Genomic DNA, 19,672 nt, shown 5'->3' with positions numbered 1-19,672 from the left:
GTGGGTGGGTGCGCCTACCGGGGTGCGGTGACACGTTGCGTCGCGGCTGCGGGTGCGTTGCGGCTTGCCGCACAGTTCCCCGCGCCCCTGATGGGCGCTCGGGGAGCCCTCAGCCACGACGGACCCCCACTTGGGATGCATACCCCCTAGGGGTACAGTGGGAGCAAAGCCCCACCCGCCCCACCAAGGAGCAACGACATGACCCAGCAGACCGTCACCGTCACCTACCAGGTGACCGGAATGAGCTGCGCCCACTGCGAAGGCTCCGTCGCAGGCGAGCTCTCCTCGCTCCCCGGCGTACGCGAGGTGAAAGCCGTCGCCTCGACCGGTGAGGTCACCGTCGTGTCCGACAGCCCGCTCGACGAGGCCGCGGTGCGCGCCGCGATCGACGAGGCCGGCTTCGAACTCGTCGGCACGGCCTGAGGGCCAACCTTGAGCAGCACAGCGGCATCCGCCGAGGTCGAGCTCACCATCGGCGGCATGACCTGCGCCTCCTGCGCAGCCCGCGTCGAGAAGAAGCTCAACCGCATGGACGGCGTCACCGCCATGGTGAACTTCGCGACGGAGCGCGCGAAGGTCTCGTACGGAGACGGCATACACGTCGCCGACCTGATCGCCACCGTCGAGAAGACCGGCTACACGGCGGAGGAACCGGCACCCCCAGAGCCGGAGCCCGAGACGGCGGCAGCGGCACCCCGCGAAGACCCTGAACTCGCCTCCCTCCGCGAGCGCCTGACCGTCTCCGCCGCGCTCGCGATCCCCGTCGTCCTCCTCTCCATGATCCCGACACTCCAGTTCGACAACTGGCAGTGGCTGTCGCTGACACTCGCCGCGCCCGTCGTCGTCTGGGGCGGACTCCCGTTCCACCGGGCGACGTTCACGAACGCCCGGCACGGCGCGGCCACCATGGACACACTCGTCTCCGTCGGCACGCTGGCCGCCTTCGGCTGGTCGGTGTGGGCGCTGTTCTGGGGCCACGCGGGGATGCCGGGCATGCGGCACGGCTTCGACCTGACCGTCTCCCGTGCGGACGCCTCGTCGACGATCTACCTCGAAGTGGCCGCCGGAGTCGTCACGTTCATCCTCCTGGGCCGCTATCTGGAGGCCCGCGCCAAGCGGCGCTCGGGCGCGGCCCTGAGGGCCCTGATGGAACTGGGCGCCAGGGATGTCTCCGTACTGCGAGACGGCCGGGAGATACGCCTCCCCGTTGCCGATCTCAGGGTCGGTGACCAGTTCGTCGTACGGCCCGGCGAGAAGGTCCCCACCGACGGCACCGTCGTCGAGGGCGCCTCGGCGGTCGACGCCTCGATGCTGACCGGCGAGTCGGTGCCGGTGGACGTGACCGTCGGCGACGCCGTGACGGGCGCGACCGTGAACGCCGGCGGCAGGCTCGTCGTCGCGGCGACCCGCGTCGGCGCGGACACGCAGCTGGCGCGGATGGCGAAGCTCGTGGAGGACGCGCAGAACGGGAAGGCCGAGGCGCAGCGCCTCGCCGACCGGATCTCCGCCGTCTTCGTCCCCGCCGTCCTGCTGATCGCCGTCGCCACCTTCGGCGTCTGGCTCGGCATGACGGACGAGCTGACCGCCGCCTTCACGGCCGCCGTCGCGGTGCTGATCATCGCCTGCCCGTGCGCCCTCGGCCTCGCCACCCCCACCGCCCTCATGGTCGGCACCGGCCGCGGCGCCCAGCTCGGCATCCTCATCAAGGGCCCCGAGGTCCTGGAGTCCACACGCCGCGTCGACACGGTCGTCCTGGACAAGACCGGCACGATCACCACCGGCCGTATGACCCTCCAGGAGGTGTACGTCGCCGCCGACACGGACGAGAAGCAGGTACTGCGGCTCGCAGGCGCCCTGGAGCACGCCTCCGAGCACCCGATCGCCCAGGCCGTCGCGGCGGGCGCAGAAATGGGGGTCCCCCCGCTCGAGCGAAGCCGAGAGTGGGGGAGCACAGGGCCGCTCCTGGCCGTCGCCGGCTTCGAGAACGTCGCGGGCCTCGGCGTCCGCGGAACCGTCGACGGGCACGAGGTGCTCGTCGGACGGACGCGGCTGCTCGACGAGGCCGGTGTCGCGCTGCCGGACGAGCTGGCGGCACTGAAGACGCGGGCCGAGGCGGAGGGACGTACCGCCGTGGCCGTCGCCTGGGACGGAGTGGCACGCGGTGTCGTGACCGTCGCCGACGCGGTCAAGGAGACCAGCGCCGAGGCGGTCCGCGAGCTGCGCACCCTGGGGCTGACGCCCGTCCTGCTGACCGGGGACAACCGGACCGTCGCCGAGACGGTGGCGCGCCGGGTCGGCATCGACGAGGCGTTCGTGTTCGCCGAGGTGCTGCCGCAGGACAAGGTCGAGGTGATCAGGCGGCTCCAGGCCGAGGGCCGGGCCGTCGCGATGGTCGGCGACGGCGTCAACGACGCGGCGGCGCTCGCTGTCGCCGATCTGGGCCTTGCCATGGGCACCGGAACTGACGCGGCGATCGAGGCGGGCGATCTGACGCTCGTACGCGGGGATCTACGGGTGGCCGCGGACGCGATCCGGCTGTCGCGGAAGACCCTCGCGACGATCAAGGGAAATCTCGTCTGGGCCTTCGGCTACAACGTGGCCGCGCTGCCGCTGGCCGCGGCGGGGCTGCTGAATCCGATGATCGCGGGCGCCGCGATGGCGTTCTCCTCGGTGTTCGTGGTGACGAACAGTCTCCGACTCCGGGCATTTCGGTGATGTCGAAGTAAGAACACCTCTGGAGTCCGACGCGAGCCTCACATAAGCTCTTCACAAGGCTCGCGCATCTTCCTTACGCTTGGGCTCCGATAGCGATATCGGGTCTCTTGTGCATCTTCAGGACATATGCAAGAGACGCAGATCACAGTGAAGTGAAGGTAACCCTCGAAGGGGTTCGTGAGTCTAAGTTGGCGATGTCAGAAGCGTCTTGGGGGGCGTGACTGGCATCTGGGGATGTCTTGGGGGACGTTCCCGGACTGCGTTGCCGGGACACGTACACGGGGAGCTTGAGCGGCCCTCCCGTACGGGTCCCGGCAGACCGCACTCGCAGCAGTACACGAAGTTCAGCAGTACACAGAGCAGTACGCAGTACACGACGGTTTTGCTCGTTTAGATCACAGCGATTCAGGCGCTGTCCTCAGACGCCCGGCCGGATCCCGTGGGGGGAATCCGAACCGGGACAAGGAAGGCGCCCCGACTCCGGCCCGTGGGGGGACCGGCAGCGGGGCGCCTTCCGTTTTACGTAGGTGCACGTAGCACGCGTACGTACGAGAGCTAACCGATCAGCGGGACTCGACCGGGACGAAGTCCCGCAGAACCTCGCCCGTGTAGATCTGGCGCGGGCGGCCGATACGCGAACCCGGCTCCTTGATCATCTCGTGCCACTGGGCGATCCAGCCGGGGAGGCGGCCGAGGGCGAACAGGACCGTGAACATCTCGGTCGGGAAGCCCATCGCGCGGTAGATCAGGCCCGTGTAGAAGTCCACGTTCGGGTAGAGGTTGCGCGAGACGAAGTAGTCGTCGGAGAGCGCGTGCTCCTCCAGCTTGAGCGCGATGTCCAGCAGCTCGTCGGACTTGCCGAGCGCCGAGAGGACGTCGTGTGCGGCGGCCTTGATGATCTTGGCGCGCGGGTCGAAGGACTTGTACACCCGGTGGCCGAAGCCCATCAGGCGGACGCCCTCCTCCTTGTTCTTCACCTTGCGGATGAAGGAGTCGACGTCGCCGCCGTTGGCCTTGATGCCTTCCAGCATCTCCAGGACGGACTGGTTGGCGCCGCCGTGCAGCGGACCCCACAGCGCCGAGATGCCGGCCGAGATCGAGGCGAACATGTTCGCCTGCGAGGAACCGACCAGACGGACCGTGGAGGTCGAACAGTTCTGCTCGTGGTCCGCGTGCAGAATCAGCAGCTTGTCGAGCGCGGAGACCACGACCGGGTCCAGGTCGTACTCCTGCGCCGGGACCGAGAAGGTCATACGCAGGAAGTTCTCGACGTAACCGAGATCGTTGCGCGGGTAGACGAAGGGGTGCCCGATCGACTTCTTGTACGCGTACGCCGCGATCGTCGGAAGCTTGGCGAGCAGACGGATCGTGGAGAGGTTGCGCTGCGTCTCGTCGAACGGGTTGTGGCTGTCCTGGTAGAAGGTGGACAGCGCGGAGACCACCGAGGACAGCATCGCCATCGGGTGGGCGTCGCGCGGGAAGCCACGGTAGAAGTTCTTGACGTCCTCATGCAGCAGCGTGTGCTGCGTGATGTCGCCCTTGAAGGTGGAGAGCTCGTCGACCGTCGGAAGCTCACCGTTGATCAGCAGGTAGGCCACCTCGAGGAAGGTGGAGCGCTCTGCCAGCTGCTCGATCGGGTAACCGCGGTACCGGAGGATGCCCTGCTCACCGTCGAGATAGGTGATGGCGGATTTATAGGCGGCGGTGTTGCCGTAACCGCTGTCCAGTGTGACCAGACCGGTCTGGGCGCGGAGCTTCCCGATGTCGAAGCCCTTGTCACCGACGGTGCTGTCTATCACCGGGTAGGTGTACTCGCCGTCGCCGTACCGCAGTACTACAGAGTTGTCGCTCACGTCATCCCTCACCGACGTTGTGCCTCTTCTTCGAGGTGCCCTGACTGTCTCTACCATCCCCCATTTGGCGCAGGACGGTGCACTCGGGGTCGGCCATGGGGCCTAATGACGGCACTCAGTGCCGCCACCCCGTTCATCCTGCCCCCCTTCGCCCTGCTTCCGGAAGTGCTCTGTGACCCTTGTGACTCACTTGATCGATCAAATCTCGCTCACGGGTCGAGAGGCCGGGGTGAGAGCCGGAAATCCAGGGCCGTACAGCGTCGTCCCGCGGACACCGTGCGCACCGCCTGGCCTATCGCCTTGCGTGAACCGACCAGCACCACAAGCTTCTTGGCGCGGGTGACCGCCGTGTAGAGCAGATTGCGCTGGAGCATCATCCAGGCACTGGTGGTCACCGGGATCACCACCGCCGGGTACTCACTGCCCTGGGAGCGGTGGATCGTCACCGCGTACGCGTGCGCCAGCTCGTCGAGCTCGTCGAATTCGTACGGCACCTCCTCGTCCTCGTCGGTCAGCACCGTCAGTCGCTGGTCGTCCACGTTGAGGGAGGTGACCACGCCGACCGTGCCGTTGAAGACACCGTTCTCGCCCTTCTCATAATTGTTGCGGATCTGCGTGACCTTGTCGCCGACGCGGAAGACCCGGCCTCCGAAGCGCTTCTCGGCGAGGTCGGGGCGGGCGGGTGTGATCGCCTGCTGGAGCAGTCCGTTGAGGGTGCCCGCTCCCGCCGGGCCGCGGTGCATGGGGGCGAGGACCTGGACGTCACGGCGCGGATCGAGGCCGAACTTGGCGGGGATGCGCCGGGCCGCCACGTCCACCGTGAGCCGACCCACCTCCTCCGTGTCGTCCTCGACGAAGAGGAAGAAGTCCTTCAGGTCCTGGGTGATCGGCTGCTTGCCCTCGTTGATCCGGTGCGCGTTGGTCACGACTCCCGACTGCTGGGCCTGGCGGAAGATCCGGGTGAGCCGGACGGCGGGCACCGGGCCGCCCTCGGCGAGCAGATCGCGCAGGACCTCCCCCGCGCCGACGCTCGGCAGCTGGTCGACGTCTCCCACGAAGAGCAGATGCGCCCCCGGAGGCACCGCCTTGACCAGCTTGTTGGCGAGGAGCAGGTCGAGCATCGAGGCCTCGTCCACGACCACCAGGTCGGCGTCCAGCGGCCGGTCCTTGTCGTACGCCGCGTCCCCGCCGGGCTTCAGCTCCAGGAGCCGGTGCACGGTCGAAGCCTCCGCGCCCGTGAGCTCGGCCAGCCGCTTGGCGGCGCGGCCCGTGGGCGCCGCCAGCACGACCTTGGCCTTCTTGGCGCGGGCCAGCTCCACGATCGAGCGGACCGTGAAGGACTTGCCGCAGCCGGGGCCTCCGGTGAGCACGGCGACCTTCTCGGTGAGCGCGAGACGCACGGCCTCCTCCTGCTCGGGGGCCAGCTCCGCTCCCGTACGGTCCTTGAGCCAGGCCAATGCCTTGTCCCAGGCCACGTTCCTGAAGGCCGGCATGCGGTCCTCGTCGGTGCGCAGGAGGCGCAACAGCTGGGCGGACAGGGAGAGTTCGGCCCGGTGGAAGGGGACCAGGTAGACGGCCGTCACGGGGTCGCCGCCGTCGTGGCCGGGGACCTTTTCTCGTACGACTCCGGGGTCGCCGTCGTCCTCCTGGGGCGCCGCCAGTTCCCCGAGGCACTCGATGACCAGGCCCGTGTCCACCTGGAGCAGCTTCACCGCGTCCGCGATCAGCTGCTCCTCCGGGAGGAAACAGTGGCCCTGGTCGGTGGACTGCGAAAGGGCGTACTGGAGACCGGCCTTGACGCGCTCCGGGCTGTCGTGCGGGATGCCCACGGACTGGGCGATCTTGTCGGCGGTGAGGAAGCCGATGCCCCAGACGTCGGACGCGAGCCGGTAGGGCTGGTTCTTGACCACCGAGATCGAGGCGTCGCCGTACTTCTTGTAGATACGGACCGCGATCGACGTCGACACCTCGACGGTCTGGAGGAAGAGCATGACCTCCTTGATCGCCTTCTGCTCCTCCCAGGCGTCGGCGATCTTCTTGGTCCGCTTCGGTCCGAGCCCTGGCACCTCGATGAGCCGCTTCGGCTCCTCCTCGATGATCTGGAGGGTGTCGAGCCCGAAGTGCTGCGTGATGCGGTCCGCGAACACCGGCCCGATGCCCTTGACCAGGCCGGATCCCAGATAGCGGCGGATGCCCTGGACGGTGGCGGGCAGCACCGTCGTGTAGTTCTCCACCGTGAACTGCTTGCCGTACTGAGGATGCGACCCCCAGCGCCCCTCCATCCGCAGGGACTCCCCCACCTGGGCACCCAACAGCGCGCCGACGACCGTCAGCAGATCGCCGCCGCCCCGTCCGGTGTCCACCCGGGCGACCGTGTAGCCGTTCTCCTCGTTGGCGTACGTGATCCGCTCGAGCACGCCTTCGAGGACCGCCAGGTTCCGCGCCCCGGTGCCCGCCTGGTTCCCTGCCAGATTCGACATGATCCGACGCTACCGCCCGCCTCTGACACCGGGCGAAGCCTGTGGACAACTTCATCACGATCCGATCCCGAGGGCTTGCCAAGTCTCATGTAATCGATTCCAATCCTCCATGTAATCGATTCCACAAGGAGGTGGGACGGTGATGGCGAGCATCAAGGACGTCGCCGCGGAGGCGGGTGTCTCCGTTGCCACGGTGTCCCGGGTGCTCAACGGCCACCCGTCCGTCAGTCCTGGGGCGCGTACCCGCGTCCTCGCCGCCGTCGACGCTCTCGGCTACCGGCCCAACGCGGTGGCCCGTTCCCTGCGCACCGACCAGACCCACACCCTCGGCCTGGTCATCAGCGACGTACTCAACCCGTACTTCACCGAACTGGCCCGCTCCGTCGAGGAAGAGGCCCGCGCCCACGGCTACAGCGTCATCATCGGGAACGCGGACGAGCAGCCGGAGTTGCAGGACCACCACGTCCGCAACCTCCTCGACCGCCGTATCGACGGCCTCCTGGTGTCCCCCACCGACGGCGGCTCCCCCCTGATGCTGGACGCCGCGCACACGGGCACCCCGATGGTGTTTGTGGACCGGTGGATCCCGGGCGTGGACGTGCCGGTGGTCAGGGCGGACGGGCGCGAGGCGGTGCGCGATCTGGTCACCCATCTGCACGGCCTCGGGCATCGCAGGCTCGCCATCATCGCGGGCCCGGCGGCCACCATGACCGGCAGCGAGCGCGTCGAGGCGTTCCGGGAGGCACTGCGCGAGTACGGACTTCCGCTGCCCGACGCGTACGTAGGGCAGGGCGACTTCCAGGCGGCCAGCGGACGCCGGGCCACCGAGGCGTTCCTGAACCTCCCCGAGCCGCCCGAGGTGGTGTTCGCCACCGACAACTTGATGGCCCTGGGCGCACTGGACGCCATCCGCGCGCGCGGGATGTCGGTTCCGCACGACATCGCGCTCGCCGCGTTCGACGACATCCCGTGGTTCGTGCACACCGATCCGCCGATCACGGCGATCGCCCAGCCGACGGGCGAGTTGGGCCGGGCCGCCGTACGCGCTCTCGTCGACCGCATCGAGGGGCGGCCCCCGCAGTCCGTGACCCTCACCGCCCGTCTCGTCGTCCGCCGCTCGTGCGGCGAGCCGCAGGCTGCGCAGCCCCGGACTATGCCGTCCCGGTCTATGCAGCCTCCGCCCAAGCAGCCGCCTTCCACGCAAAGGAGCATCACGTGAGCAATCCGGACGAGTTGCCGCGTAACGAAGACGAGCCGCCTCGAAACGAAGACAAGGTGCCCCGCAACGACGCCAAGTCGCCGCATAACGAAGCCGAGTTGCTGCGCGTCGAAGGGATACGCAAGACCTTCCCCGGTGTGGTCGCGCTCGACAACGTCGACTTCGATCTGCGGCGCGGCGAAGTGCATGTGCTGCTCGGCGAAAACGGTGCGGGCAAGAGCACCCTCATCAAGATGCTGTCGGGCGCCTACCGGCCCGACGCCGGGCGCGTGGTGGTCGGCGGCAAGGAAGTTCGCGTCCATGGTGCTCAGGACGCCGAACGGCTCGGGATCGCGACCATCTACCAGGAGTTCAACCTGGTCCCCGATCTGACGGTCGCCGAGAACATCTTCCTGGGCCGCCAGCCGCGCCGCTTCGGGTTGATCGACCGGAAACGCATGGAGGCGGACGCCGCCGAACTCCTTGAGCGGGTCGGCGTGCACGTGTCCCCACGCGCGCGGGTGCGTGAACTGGGAATCGCCCGCCTCCAGATGGTCGAAATCGCGAAGGCGCTGAGCCTGAACGCACGCGTGTTGATCATGGACGAGCCGACCGCGGTGCTCACCTCCGAAGAGGTCGAAAAACTCTTCTCCATCGTGCGCAGGCTGCGCGAGGGCGGCGTCGGCATCGTCTTCATCACGCATCACCTGGAGGAAATCGCCGCCCTAGGAGACCGCGTAACGGTTCTGAGGGACGGCAGGAGCGTCGGCCAGGTCCCCGCGGCCACGTCCGAGGACGAACTCGTACGCCTCATGGTGGGCCGGTCGATCGAGCAGCAGTATCCGCGCGAGCGCCCCGCCGAACAGGCCGCTGAACGGGCCGACGCCGGCGCCGCGTTGCTCACCGTCGAGGGGCTCACCAGGGACGGTGTCTTCCACGACGTGAGCTTCGAGGTGCGGGCCGGTGAGGTCGTCGGCATCGCGGGCCTGGTCGGTGCGGGACGTACCGAGGTCGTACGGGCGGTCTTCGGCGCCGATCCGTACGACCGGGGCTCCGTGGAGGTCGCGGGCACGCGGCTGCGCGGGCACGACGTCGGCGCGGCGATGACCGCGGGCATCGGGCTGGTCCCCGAGGACCGCAAGGGGCAGGGGCTGCTCCTCGACGCCTCCGTGGAGGAGAACCTCGGGCTGGTGACGATGCGCGCGGCGACCCGTGGCGGGTTCGTCGACCTCAAGGGCCGGCGGGAGGCCGCCGCGCGGATCGCCGGGCAGCTCGGCGTGCGGATGGCCGGACTCGGCCAGCATGTGCGCACCCTCTCCGGCGGCAACCAGCAGAAGGTCGTCATCGGCAAGTGGCTGCTCGCCGACACCAAGGTGCTGATCCTCGACGAGCCGACGCGCGGTATCGACGTCGGCGCCAAGGTCGAGATCTACCAGCTCGTCAACGAACTCACGGCCGCGGGCGCCGCCGTCCTGATGATCTCCAGCGACCTGCCCGAGGTGCTCGGCATGAGCGACCGGGTGCTGGTGATGGCCCAGGGCCGGATCGCGGGCGAGCTCTCGGCCGACGAAGCGACCCAGGACTCCGTGATGGCACTCGCCGTCAGCACGACCCCGGAGACCCAAGAGGCCCCGGAAAACACTGCCGCTACCGACAGCACCAACAGCACTGCCAGCACGAACTCAGTAGAGAAGGGGGCCAGCCGTGGCCACTGACACGCTCAAGAGCCGGTCGAGCGCAGGTGACTCCTCGGCCGCCGGCCTGCGCCGCCTCCTGCTCGACAACGGGGCGCTCACCGCCCTGATCGTCCTCGTGATCGCGATGTCGGCGCTCTCCGGCGACTTCCTGACGACGGACAACCTGCTGAACGTCGGCGTCCAGGCGGCCGTGACCGCCATCCTCGCCTTCGGCGTGACCTTCGTGATCGTCTCGGCGGGCATCGACCTGTCGGTCGGTTCGGTCGCCGCGCTGTCCGCCACCGTCCTTGCGTGGACGGCGACTTCGGAGGGCGTACCGGTCTGGATCGCCGTGATCCTCGCGATCGCGACCGGCATCGCCTGCGGTCTGGTCAACGGCATCCTCATCTCGTACGGAAAACTGCCGCCGTTCATCGCGACGCTGGCCATGCTGTCGGTGGGCCGCGGCCTGTCGCTCGTCATCTCACAGGGCAGCCCCATCGCCTTCCCGGACTCGGTCTCACACCTCGGTGACACCCTCGGCGGCTGGCTGCCCGTCCCGGTCCTGGTGATGATCGCGATGGGCCTGATCACGGCCGTGACCCTGGGCCGTACGTACCTCGGCCGCTCCATGTACGCGATCGGCGGCAACGAGGAGGCGGCCCGCCTCTCCGGCCTCCGCGTGAAGAAGCAGAAGCTCGCGATCTACGCACTGTCGGGCCTGTTCGCGGCGGCCGCGGGCATCGTGCTCGCCTCCCGCCTCTCCTCCGCGCAGCCGCAGGCCGCCCAGGGCTACGAGCTGGACGCGATCGCCGCGGTCGTCATCGGCGGTGCCTCGCTCGCCGGCGGTACGGGCAAGGCGTCCGGCACCCTGATCGGCGCGCTGATCCTGGCGGTGCTGCGCAACGGGCTCAACCTCCTTTCCGTGTCCGCCTTCTGGCAGCAGGTCGTCATCGGTGTCGTCATCGCGCTGGCGGTGCTGCTGGACACGGTGCGGCGCAAGGCGGGCGCGACACCGGGCGCCGCCGGGACCGGCGCGTCGGGCCGCAAGGGGCCACAGGCCGTGAAGTACGCGCTCGCGGCGGTCGTCGTGGCGGCGGTCGTGGGCGCGACCTCCCTCCTCAACGGAGGCTCGTCCTCGTCGAGCGCGTCGAGCCAGAAGATCGGCCTGTCCCTGTCGACCCTCAACAATCCCTTCTTCGTGCAGATCAGGCAGGGCGCGGAGGAGGCCGCGAAGAAGGCGGGCGCGGACCTGACCGTCACGGACGCCCAGAACGACGCGTCCCAGCAGGCCAACCAGTTGCAGAACTTCACCAGTGAGGGCGTCGGCTCGATCATCGTCAACCCCGTGGACTCGGACGCGGCGGGCCCGTCGGTACGAGCCGCCAACAAGGCCGACATCCCGGTCGTCGGCGTCGACCGGGGCGTGAACAAGGCGGACACGGCCGCGCTCGTCGCCTCCGACAACGTCGCGGGCGGCAAGCTGGGCGCCAAGGCCCTGGCCGAGAAGCTGGGCGGCAAGGGCACGATCGTGATCCTTCAGGGCCAGGCGGGCACGTCCGCCAGCCGCGAGCGCGGCGCGGGCTTCGCCGAGGGACTGAAGGCCTACCCGGACATCAAGGTCGTGGCCAAGCAGCCCGCGGACTTCGACCGCACCAAGGGCCTCGACGTCATGACGAACCTGCTCCAGGCCCACCCCGACGTCAACGGTGTCTTCGCCGAGAACGACGAGATGGCCCTCGGCGCGATCAAGGCCCTCGGTTCGAAGGCCGGCAAGTCGGTCCAGGTCGTCGGCTTCGACGGCACGCCGGACGGCCTGAAGGCGGTCGAGACGGGCACGCTGTACGCCTCCGTGGCGCAGCAGCCCAAGGAACTGGGCCGGATCGCGGTGGAAAACGCGCTGCGTGCGGCCGACGACAAGTCGGTCGAGCAGACGGTGAAGGTGCCGGTGAAGGTGGTCACCAAGGAGAACGTGGCCGGGTTCGGCGGCTGACCGCCCCCACTCACCTACGGATCACCTACAGAGGGAGACAGTTCATGTACGACTACGACCTCCTGGTCGTGGGGTCGGCCAACGCCGACCTGGTGATCGGCGTCGATCGGCGGCCCGGCGCCGGGGAGACGGTGCTCGGCTCGGACCTGGCCGTCCACCCGGGCGGCAAGGGCGCGAACCAGGGTGTCGCGGCCGCCCGCCTCGGGGCCCGTACGGCGCTCCTGGCGCGGGTCGGCGACGACGGCCACGGGCGGCTGCTGCTCGACTCGATGCGGGACGCCGGTGTCGACACGGGGGGCGTGCTGGTCGGCGGCGCGCCCACCGGGGTCGCGCTGATCACGGTGGACCCGTCTGGGGACAACAGCATCGTGGTGTCGCCGGGGGCCAATGGGCGGCTCGTCCCCGAGGACGTAGAGGCCGCCGCCAGCCTCCTCCAGGCCTCACGGGTGGTCTCGGCGCAATTGGAGATCCCGATGGAGACGGTCGAGGAGGTCGTACGGGGCTTGCGGCAGGGCACCCGTTTCGTACTCAACCCGTCGCCACCCCGCCCACTGCCGCCGGAGGTGCTCGCGGCCTGCGATCCGCTGATTGTGAACGAGCACGAGGCGCGGGTGGTGCTGGGTGCCGACGCGGGCGCCACGCCCTCGGAGTGGGCCGAGGCGCTCCTCGCCCTCGGCCCGCGCTCGGTGGTCGTCACGCTGGGCAAGGAGGGAGCACTGGTCTCCGACGCGTCCGGGGTGGCCCACGTCCCGTCCGTGAAGGTCGAAGCCGTGGACACGACGGGTGCGGGCGACGCCTTCACCGCGGCCCTGGCCTGGCGGCTGGGGCTCGGGGAGTCCCTGGCGGAAGCCGCGAGGTATGCGACGCACGTGGGCGCCTTGGCCGTCACCAGGGAGGGCGCCCAGGCCTCGTTCCCCACCGCGTCGGAGGTAGCCGCCCTGTGAAGAAGGCCGGAATCCTCAACCGTCACCTCGCGGGTGCGATAGCCGAACTGGGCCACGGCGACGGCGTACTGATCTGCGACGCCGGCATGCCCATCCCGGCCGGGCCGCGGGTCGTGGACCTCGCTTTCCGCACCGGCGTCCCGTCCTTCGCGGAGGTCCTGGACGGCCTCCTGGACGAACTGGTCGTGGAGGGCTCCACGGCGGCAAAGGAAATACGGGAAGCGAACCCGGAGGCGTCCGCCCTGTTGACCGACCGCTTCCCGGCCGCCCTCACTCACATCTCCCACGACGATCTGAAGGCCCTGTCGGCGGACGCGCGCCTGATCGTACGGACCGGCGAGGCCCGCCCGTACGCGAACGTGCTGCTGCGCTGCGGAGTCTTCTTCTAGGAAGCACCCGGGCCCCGGAAAGCCGGAAGGCTTCGACCGGAAGGCCCGAACGGCTTCGAGGGGCCCGGTCCGTCGACCAGGCCCCTCGTTTTACCCCTCCCCAAACATCAGAACCCCCGCGGATCCCCCCAGATCCCCCCTCCAGAAGCTCTGATGCCAAGTACGACCCGTGGAGTGGGCAGAGGGTTGTACGGGCCTTCGAAGATTTTTTACGGGACCTCTGTGGATCTCTGTGGACCTCAGCGGTCCTCCGCCCGTACCCGGTCGGCGATGCCCAGCGTCAGCTTCTCCGCACGGTCCTGGAGGTCCCACTTCCCGTCCCGGTAGGCGTGGTTGCTCACCCAGAACACCAGGACGCCGTCGCGCGGCCAGTGCGCGAGATAGCCCAGGGACCAGTCGTTGCCGCCGTTGTGCCAGGCGAGCGGGCCTTCGGGAGTGCGGGTGGCGACCCAGCCGTATCCGTAGTGCGACGGGCCGGGCCCGATCAGCTCGTCGGAGTCGGGGATCCGCACATGGGGCGCGAACAGCCTCTTCCTGGCCTGCGCCGGAAGGATCTCGTCGCCCGAGAGGGCACGGTGCCAGCGGAACATGTCACCCGCGGTGGAGAGCATGCCGCCGTTGCCGCGCAGGTACCAGTACGGCCCGTCGGCCGCCCAGGGATGGTCGATGGGCCTGCCCTGGCTCCGCCCCTCGCTGTCGTACTCCACCGCGACCAGGTTCCGCGGCCACTTGGGCAGCACGTATCCGGTGCGGTCCATTCCGGCCGGTGCGAACAGGTGACGGGCCAGGAACGGCTCGTAGCCCTCCCCGGATGCCTCCTCGATGATCGCGGCGAGCAGGCTGTAGCCGGTGTTGGAGTAGTGGAACTCCGCACCCGGGGCGGACCGCAGCTTCGACGCCAGGGCCTGCCGCACCATCTCCTCGCGCGAGACGGGTTCGTAGTCGTCGCCGAGCCCTTCGACCAGGCCCGATGTGTGCGTGAGCAGGTGCTCGATCGTGATGCCGCGCTTGTCTCCAGGCACCGGCCGCCCCAGGTACCGGCTGATCGGATCACTTACCCGCAGCCGCCCCATGACCTCCAGTTTCAGGATCGCGGCCGCGGTGAACTGCTTGGTGATCGACATGACGTCGTACACGGTGCGGCAGCTCGCGGGGGTTCCGGAGGCGCGGTCCGCCGTCCCGAACCCTCCGCAGTACGCGAGTTCGCTGCCGCGTGCGGCGATCACGGTGCCGCCGGACCCGGCGGGCAGGGTGCGGCGCAGGAAGCCGGCGATCGACTCCCCGTCGCGCGCCTTCGCGGACGCGGCGCCGGGCGGTGCCGCGCGCCCGCCGGCCGCCCCGCCCGGCGTACGGCCGGCGGCCGGCTCTTCGGCGCATCCGCCCAGCATCACCAGAACCGCGAGGGCGGTGGCGGCGCCGCCCGTACGGCGACAGTGACGCAGACGCAGACCCTTGCCCATATGACCTCCAACATCGGGAATCTGCGTCGAGGTTGACCGCCGCTCTCGCCGTTCCTCAAGCTGTCAGGGTGTTCGAGCTTGTGCGAGCTCGTGTACGTCCAGCTCAACAGGGGGGACCACCACCATGACCACAGCACCGCCCACACCACCGGACACCGATCCGGCCGCCTTCATGGCAGCGCTACGACGCCTCAAGGCCTGGTCGGGCCTGAGCTACCGCCAACTGGAACGCCGCGCGACGGAGGCGGGCCACACGCTGCCCTACTCCACGGCGGCGACGATGCTCGGCAGGGAACGACTGCCCCGCGAGGAACTGGTCGTCGCGTTCGTCACGGCCTGCGGAGTGCGGGGGGGACGAGGCAGAGACGTGGGCGGACGCGCGCACCACGATCGCCTGCGGGCGTGTGGAAGCCCCGGCGGACGCGCTCACCACCATCGCCTGCGGGCACGTGGACGCTCCACCGGCGCGCAACGGCGGGACCAAGCGCTCGTGGCGGTCGCGCTGGGCGCTCGTCGGAGCGGCGGCGCTCGCCACGGCACTCCTCAGCGGGGCGGCGGCGTCCGGTGCCTTCACGGACGACCAGGAGATACAGGAGACGCGAGAGACACAGACGTCTCTCGGCCTGTAGTCACGTGGCCGACGGCCGTGGCTGTTCCGGCGGGACCGAACCCTCGGCGACCGCCATCCACTGGTCCAGGTCGGCCTGCGTGAACTCCGGCCACGCGGGAAGCTCGGGCAGCCGGCGGAGAAGGTCGTACGCCTCCGCGATCCGCGGCCCGCGAAGCACCGGTGAATGGCAGCCGGCGATGACCTCGGCGTCCAGCCGCTGGAAGCCGTCCACCACCGCCCCGAACTTCTGGCCGTCGAGCAGCGCGACCCAGGGCGAGACCAGGCGTCCGCCGAAGAACTGGCCGTCGCGAAATTCATCGGCGGACAGGTCGGCGATCTCGGGGACGGGAGCGGGCACGTTCGTCGCGAAGGTGTCCACCGCCCACAGGACATTGGTCTTCGCGTCGAAGAGGGCGCGGGTCGTGGGGTTGTCGTACAACGGCGGCCGCTTGGCCACCAGCGTTCGGTCACCCACATCCACCGTATCGCCGTCGATCATGAAGCGGCACCGGTTGATGGGCGTCTCCCACTCCTCGGCCATGCGCCCGATCGAGAACCACGTCGTCAGCAGCGTCGCGTTCGGGCATTCAGCGAGGACCGCCAAAAGGTTGCCGGCGTGGTCACGGTCGTCGTGAGTGAGGAAGATCCACCGCACGTCCAGCGGATCCACCACGGACCACGCGGCCTCCAGCCACTGGGACCGCACCGCCGGTGCCCCGGTGTCCACGAGCACGGGTTCGGATCCCCGGATCACCATCGAATTCATCGGGAAGTGGCCGACCGGCGGAGCTTCCAGGGCCCACGGGATGACGAACGTCTCCTCAGCGATCCGGTACGGCTGCAGAAGATTGAAAGTTTCGATGGTCGTCATCGCTGCTCTCCCTAGAACGGGGTCCGGCCGCAGCGCCAGTGATTCCAGTCCAGCCCCAGGGCGGACTCCCGTCAAACGCAGACAAGCGCCCACCGCAAGGAGCAGCCATCGGCAGTGGACGTCACGTGGGGCGCCCCTTCCCTCGCAGGGCGCCCCACGCGCGTCAGTCGTCGCACACCCCTTACGCGGCGTGCTCCACGAACCGTGCCGCCGTCTCCGCCAGCACCTCGCGGCCGTCCCGGGCCCACAGGCCGGTGTTGAAGAGCTCGACCTCGATGGGGCCGGTGTAGCCCGCCTCCTCGACGTAGCCCTTCCACTCCCTCATGTCGATCGCGCCGTCGCCGATCTGGCCGCGGCCGGTGAGGACGCCCTCGGGCAACGGGGTTGTCCAGTCGGCCAGCTGGAAGGTGTGGATACGGCCGCCCGCGCCCGCGCGGGCGATCTGGGCGGGGGCCGTGTCGTCCCACCAGATGTGGTACGTGTCGACCGTCACGCCCACCTGCTCCGCCGGGAAGCGTTCCGCGATGTCCAGGGCCTGGGCCAGGGTGGACACCACGCAGCGATCGGAGGCGAACATCGGGTGGAGTGGTTCGATGGCCAGTCGTACGCCTCGCTCCTGGGCGTACGGGCCCAGCTCCGCCAGCGCGTCGGCGATGCGCTCCCGCGCGCCGTGCAGGTCCTTCGAGCCCGCCGGGAGACCGCCCGAGACCAGGACCAGGGTGTCCGTGCCGAGGGTGGCCGCCTCGTCGACGGCCAGGCGGTTGTCGTCGAGGGCTCGGGAACGCTCTTCCGGGTCGATCGCCGTGAAGAAGCCGCCCCGGCAGAGGGTCGTGACCGTCAGGCCCGCGTCACGGATGAGCTTCGCGGTCTCCTCCACGCCGTACGACTGGACCGGCTCGCGCCACAGGCCGACGCCCGGTACGCCCAACTCCAGGCAGGCGTCGACCAGTTCGGGTAGCGACAGCTGCTTGACCGTCATCTGGTTGATGGAAAAACGCGACAGGCTCACTGTTCCACTCCGTACAGCGACAGCAGGTTCTTCATCCGCGCCGCGGCCAGCGCCGGGTCCGGGAACAGGCCAAGGCCGTCGGCCAGTTCGTACGCGCGGGCGAAATGCGGGAGCGAGCGGGCCGACTGCAGTCCGCCGACCATCGTGAAGTGGGACTGGTGGCCGGCGAGCCAGGCCAGGAAGACCACGCCCGTCTTGTAGAAGCGGGTCGGGGTCTGGAAGAGGTGGCGGGACAACTCGACCGTGGGGTCGAGGAGTTCGCGGAAGCCCTTCACGTCACCCGTGTCCAGGACGCGTACCGCTTCCGCCGCCAGCGGGCCCAGCGGGTCGAAGATGCCGAGCAGGGCATGGCTGAAGCCCTGCTCGTCGCCCGCGATCAGCTCGGGGTAGTTGAAGTCGTCGCCCGTGTAGCAGCGGACTCCCTTCGGCAGGCGGCGGCGCAGGTCGATCTCCCGCTGGGCGTCCAGGAGGGAGACCTTGATGCCGTCGACCTTGTCGGGGTGCGCGGCGATGACCTCCAGGAAGGTGTCGGTCGCCGCGTCCAGGTCGGACGAGCCCCAGTAACCCTCCAGCGCCGGGTCGAACATCGGGCCCAGCCAGTGCAGGATCACCGGCTCGGACGCCTGGCGCAGCAGATGGCCGTAGACCTCCAGGTAGTCCTCGGGGCCGGAAGCCGCAGCCGCGAGCGCCCGGGACGCCATGAGGATCGCCTGCGCGCCCGTCCCCTCCACGAGCGCGAGCTGCTCCTCGTACGCCGCCTGGACCTCTGCCAGGGAGCCGGAGGCCAGCTGGTCCGTGCCCACCCCGCACGCGATCAGCCCGCCGACGGCCTTCGCCTCGGCGGCCGAGCGGCGGATCAGCTCCGCCGCCCCGGCCCAGTCGAGCCCCATCCCCCGCTGAGCCGTGTCCATCGCCTCCGCGACGCCGAGCCCGTGCGACCACAGGTGCCGGCGGAAGGCGAGGGTGGCGTCCCAGTCGACGGCGGCGGGCGAGTCGGGGGACACGTCGGCGTACGGGTCCGCGACGACATGCGCCGCCGAGAAGACCGTGCGAGAGGTGAAGGGGGCGCCCGTGGAGAGCGCGAGCGGTTCGGTGCGGGGGGTGTAGGGCCTCAACACCCCGTCCGCGCCAGGCAGTTGGATCAGCCCAGTCGTCGTACCAGTTGTCCCAGTCGTCACAGCGAAATCTCCGGCACGTCGAAACGGCGGCCCTCGGCCGAGGACTTCAGCCCCAGCTCGGCGAGCTGGACGCCGCGGGCGCCCGCGAGCAGGTCCCAGTGGTACGGCGCGTCGGCGTACACGTGCTTGAGGAACAGCTCCCACTGCGCCTTGAAGCCGTTGTCGAACTCGGCGTTGTCGGGGACCTCCTGCCACTGGTCGCGGAAGACCTCGGTGGCGGGGATGTCCGGGTTCCAGACCGGCTTGGGGGTTGAACTGCGGTGCTGGACACGGCAGTTGCGCAGACCCGCGACTGCGGAGCCCTCGGTCCCGTCGACCTGGAACTCCACCAGCTCGTCGCGGTTGACGCGTACGGTCCAGGAGGAGTTGATCTGCGCGATGGCGCCGTTCTCGAGCTCGAAGATGCCGTACGCGGCGTCGTCGGCGGTCGCGGCGTACGGCTTGCCCTGCTCGTCCCAGCGCTGCGGGATGTGGGTCGCGGTCAGCGCCTGTACGGACTTGACGCGGCCGAACAGCTCGTGAAGCACGTACTCCCAGTGCGGGAACATGTCGACGACGATGCCGCCGCCGTCCTCGGCGCGGTAGTTCCAGGACGGGCGCTGGGCGGGCTGCCAGTCGCCCTCGAAGACCCAGTAGCCGAACTCGCCGCGGATGGACAGGATCCGCCCGAAGAAGCCGCCCTCGATGAGGCGCTTCAGCTTGAGCAGGCCGGGCAGGAACAGCTTGTCCTGGACGACGCCGTGCTTGATGCCCTTGTCCGCGGCCAGCCGGGCCAGCTCCAGGGCACCCTCGAGGCCGGTCGCGGTCGGCTTCTCGGTGTAGATGTGCTTTCCGGCCTCGATGGCCTTCTTGATGGCGTCCTCGCGGGCGGAGGTGACCTGTGCGTCGAAGTAGATGTCGATGGCCGGGTCGTCGAGTACGGCGTCGAGGCTGGTGGACCAGTGTTCGAGGCCGTGCTGGTCCGCGAGCGCCTTCAATGCGTGCTCACGGCGGCCGACGAGCACCGGCTCGGGCCACAGCACGGTGCCGTCACCGAGATCGAGGCCGCCCTGTTCGCGCAGGGCGAGGATGGAGCGGACGAGATGCTGGCGGTAGCCCATGCGTCCCGTCACACCGTTCATCGCGATGCGCACCGTCTTGCGTGTCACGTCATTCCCTTCGTACGCGTCCTGCGCCGCGTACGCCCCACAGTGAACAGGTGAGCGTTGCAGCAAGCGCTTTCTATGTGTGAAGAAGCTAACCTCTGTGCGGCGGATCGGACAACCCCGCGCGGTGATGAGATATGCGACGTAGATC

General features: G+C 69.3%; 15 protein-coding genes. 8 read left to right on the top strand and 7 right to left on the bottom strand.

Going from position 1 to position 19,672, the window contains the following annotated elements; translation table 11 throughout:
• Window positions 1-198 precede the first annotated feature (198 nt).
• Window positions 199-423: a heavy-metal-associated domain-containing protein gene (locus G6048_RS21725; RefSeq protein ID WP_165341244.1), complete on the top strand. Its 225-nt coding sequence runs from the start codon at window positions 199-201 to the stop codon at window positions 421-423.
• 9 nt (window positions 424-432) lie between these two features.
• Entirely contained in the window at window positions 433-2,715 is a 2,283-nt protein-coding gene (locus G6048_RS21720) for a heavy metal translocating P-type ATPase (protein WP_268978936.1), read from the top strand.
• Window positions 2,716-3,278: 563 nt separating this feature from the next.
• On the opposite strand, the gene G6048_RS21715 is transcribed toward G6048_RS21720, so the two are convergent.
• Together G6048_RS21715 and recD2 are read right to left on the bottom strand one after the other, a co-directional pair.
• Complete coding sequence (locus G6048_RS21715; RefSeq protein WP_165341243.1) at window positions 3,279-4,568, bottom strand: citrate synthase; 1,290 nt, start codon at window positions 4,566-4,568, stop codon at window positions 3,279-3,281.
• Between the two features lie 209 nt (window positions 4,569-4,777).
• Window positions 4,778-7,048, bottom strand: a complete 2,271-nt coding sequence (gene recD2 / locus G6048_RS21710; RefSeq protein ID WP_165341242.1) for an SF1B family DNA helicase RecD2 — start codon at window positions 7,046-7,048, stop codon at window positions 4,778-4,780.
• A 142-nt stretch (window positions 7,049-7,190) separates the two neighbouring features.
• On the opposite strand from recD2, the gene G6048_RS21705 reads away from it, so the two are divergent.
• The 5 genes from G6048_RS21705 to rbsD are packed head-to-tail and all read left to right on the top strand — an operon-like array spanning window position 7,191 to window position 13,248.
• The gene (locus G6048_RS21705; protein ID WP_165341241.1) at window positions 7,191-8,267 is read left to right on the top strand and encodes a LacI family DNA-binding transcriptional regulator; all 1,077 of its coding nucleotides are present in this window, start codon (window positions 7,191-7,193) and stop codon (window positions 8,265-8,267) included.
• A gap of 56 nt (window positions 8,268-8,323) precedes the next feature.
• The gene (locus tag G6048_RS21700; protein WP_165341248.1) at window positions 8,324-9,961 is read left to right on the top strand and encodes a sugar ABC transporter ATP-binding protein; all 1,638 of its coding nucleotides are present in this window, start codon (window positions 8,324-8,326) and stop codon (window positions 9,959-9,961) included.
• Complete coding sequence (locus G6048_RS21695) at window positions 9,951-11,915, top strand: ABC transporter permease/substrate-binding protein (RefSeq protein ID WP_165341240.1); 1,965 nt, start codon at window positions 9,951-9,953, stop codon at window positions 11,913-11,915. The genes G6048_RS21700 and G6048_RS21695 overlap by 11 nt, the downstream gene beginning before the upstream one ends.
• 44 nt (window positions 11,916-11,959) lie before the next feature.
• A complete protein-coding gene (gene rbsK / locus G6048_RS49705) occupies window positions 11,960-12,859 on the top strand; it encodes a ribokinase (protein ID WP_165341239.1) in 900 nt (299 codons plus the stop codon).
• Window positions 12,856-13,248 carry a D-ribose pyranase gene (rbsD, locus tag G6048_RS21685; RefSeq protein ID WP_165341238.1) on the top strand — a complete coding sequence of 131 codons (393 nt, stop codon included), beginning with the start codon at window positions 12,856-12,858 and terminating at the stop codon, window positions 13,246-13,248. Before rbsK ends, rbsD begins: the two co-directional genes overlap by 4 nt.
• 239 nt (window positions 13,249-13,487) lie before the next feature.
• On the opposite strand, the gene G6048_RS21680 is transcribed toward rbsD, so the two are convergent.
• A complete protein-coding gene (locus G6048_RS21680; protein ID WP_235990142.1) occupies window positions 13,488-14,708 on the bottom strand; it encodes a serine hydrolase domain-containing protein in 1,221 nt (406 codons plus the stop codon).
• Between the two features lie 404 nt (window positions 14,709-15,112).
• Here G6048_RS21680 and G6048_RS49700 point away from each other — a divergent pair, with 404 nt between their 5' ends.
• On the top strand, window positions 15,113-15,337 hold the full coding sequence (locus G6048_RS49700) for a hypothetical protein (RefSeq protein ID WP_235990140.1): 225 nt from the start codon (window positions 15,113-15,115) through the stop codon (window positions 15,335-15,337).
• Here the strand turns inward: G6048_RS49700 and G6048_RS21670 are convergent, their stop codons facing one another.
• The 4 genes from G6048_RS21670 to G6048_RS21655 form a co-directional block, all read right to left on the bottom strand.
• Window positions 15,338-16,189 carry an MBL fold metallo-hydrolase gene (locus G6048_RS21670; protein ID WP_165341237.1) on the bottom strand — a complete coding sequence of 284 codons (852 nt, stop codon included), beginning with the start codon at window positions 16,187-16,189 and terminating at the stop codon, window positions 15,338-15,340. It lies immediately after the preceding gene.
• A 181-nt stretch (window positions 16,190-16,370) separates the two neighbouring features.
• Window positions 16,371-17,168 (bottom strand): sugar phosphate isomerase/epimerase family protein, encoded by a 798-nt coding sequence (locus tag G6048_RS21665; protein WP_165341236.1) that lies wholly within the window; start codon window positions 17,166-17,168, stop codon window positions 16,371-16,373.
• Between the two features lie 26 nt (window positions 17,169-17,194).
• Window positions 17,195-18,343, bottom strand: a complete 1,149-nt coding sequence (locus tag G6048_RS21660; protein ID WP_165341246.1) for a dihydrodipicolinate synthase family protein — start codon at window positions 18,341-18,343, stop codon at window positions 17,195-17,197.
• A gap of 29 nt (window positions 18,344-18,372) precedes the next feature.
• Complete coding sequence (locus tag G6048_RS21655) at window positions 18,373-19,524, bottom strand: Gfo/Idh/MocA family protein (RefSeq protein ID WP_165341235.1); 1,152 nt, start codon at window positions 19,522-19,524, stop codon at window positions 18,373-18,375.
• Window positions 19,525-19,672 lie beyond the last annotated feature (148 nt).

The organism is Streptomyces ureilyticus, from assembly GCF_011045025.1.
GTDB lineage: Bacteria > Actinomycetota > Actinomycetes > Streptomycetales > Streptomycetaceae > Streptomyces > Streptomyces ureilyticus.
Note: the sequence above shows the minus strand (reverse complement) of the source record. Positions and strands in the feature narration are given on the sequence as shown.

Excerpts from the sequence above, each read along its gene's own strand:
- G6048_RS21725 (WP_165341244.1), top strand. The coding sequence starts at position 199 with ATGACCCAGCAGACCGTCACCGTCACCTACCAGGTGACCGGAATGAGC.
- recD2 (WP_165341242.1), bottom strand. The coding sequence starts at position 7,048 with ATGTCGAATCTGGCAGGGAACCAGGCGGGCACCGGGGCGCGGAACCTG.
- G6048_RS21705 (WP_165341241.1), top strand. The coding sequence starts at position 7,191 with ATGGCGAGCATCAAGGACGTCGCCGCGGAGGCGGGTGTCTCCGTTGCC.
- rbsK (WP_165341239.1), top strand. The coding sequence starts at position 11,960 with ATGTACGACTACGACCTCCTGGTCGTGGGGTCGGCCAACGCCGACCTG.
- G6048_RS21680 (WP_235990142.1), bottom strand. The coding sequence starts at position 14,708 with ATGGGCAAGGGTCTGCGTCTGCGTCACTGTCGCCGTACGGGCGGCGCC.
- G6048_RS21670 (WP_165341237.1), bottom strand. The coding sequence starts at position 16,189 with ATGACGACCATCGAAACTTTCAATCTTCTGCAGCCGTACCGGATCGCT.
- G6048_RS21665 (WP_165341236.1), bottom strand. The coding sequence starts at position 17,168 with ATGACGGTCAAGCAGCTGTCGCTACCCGAACTGGTCGACGCCTGCCTG.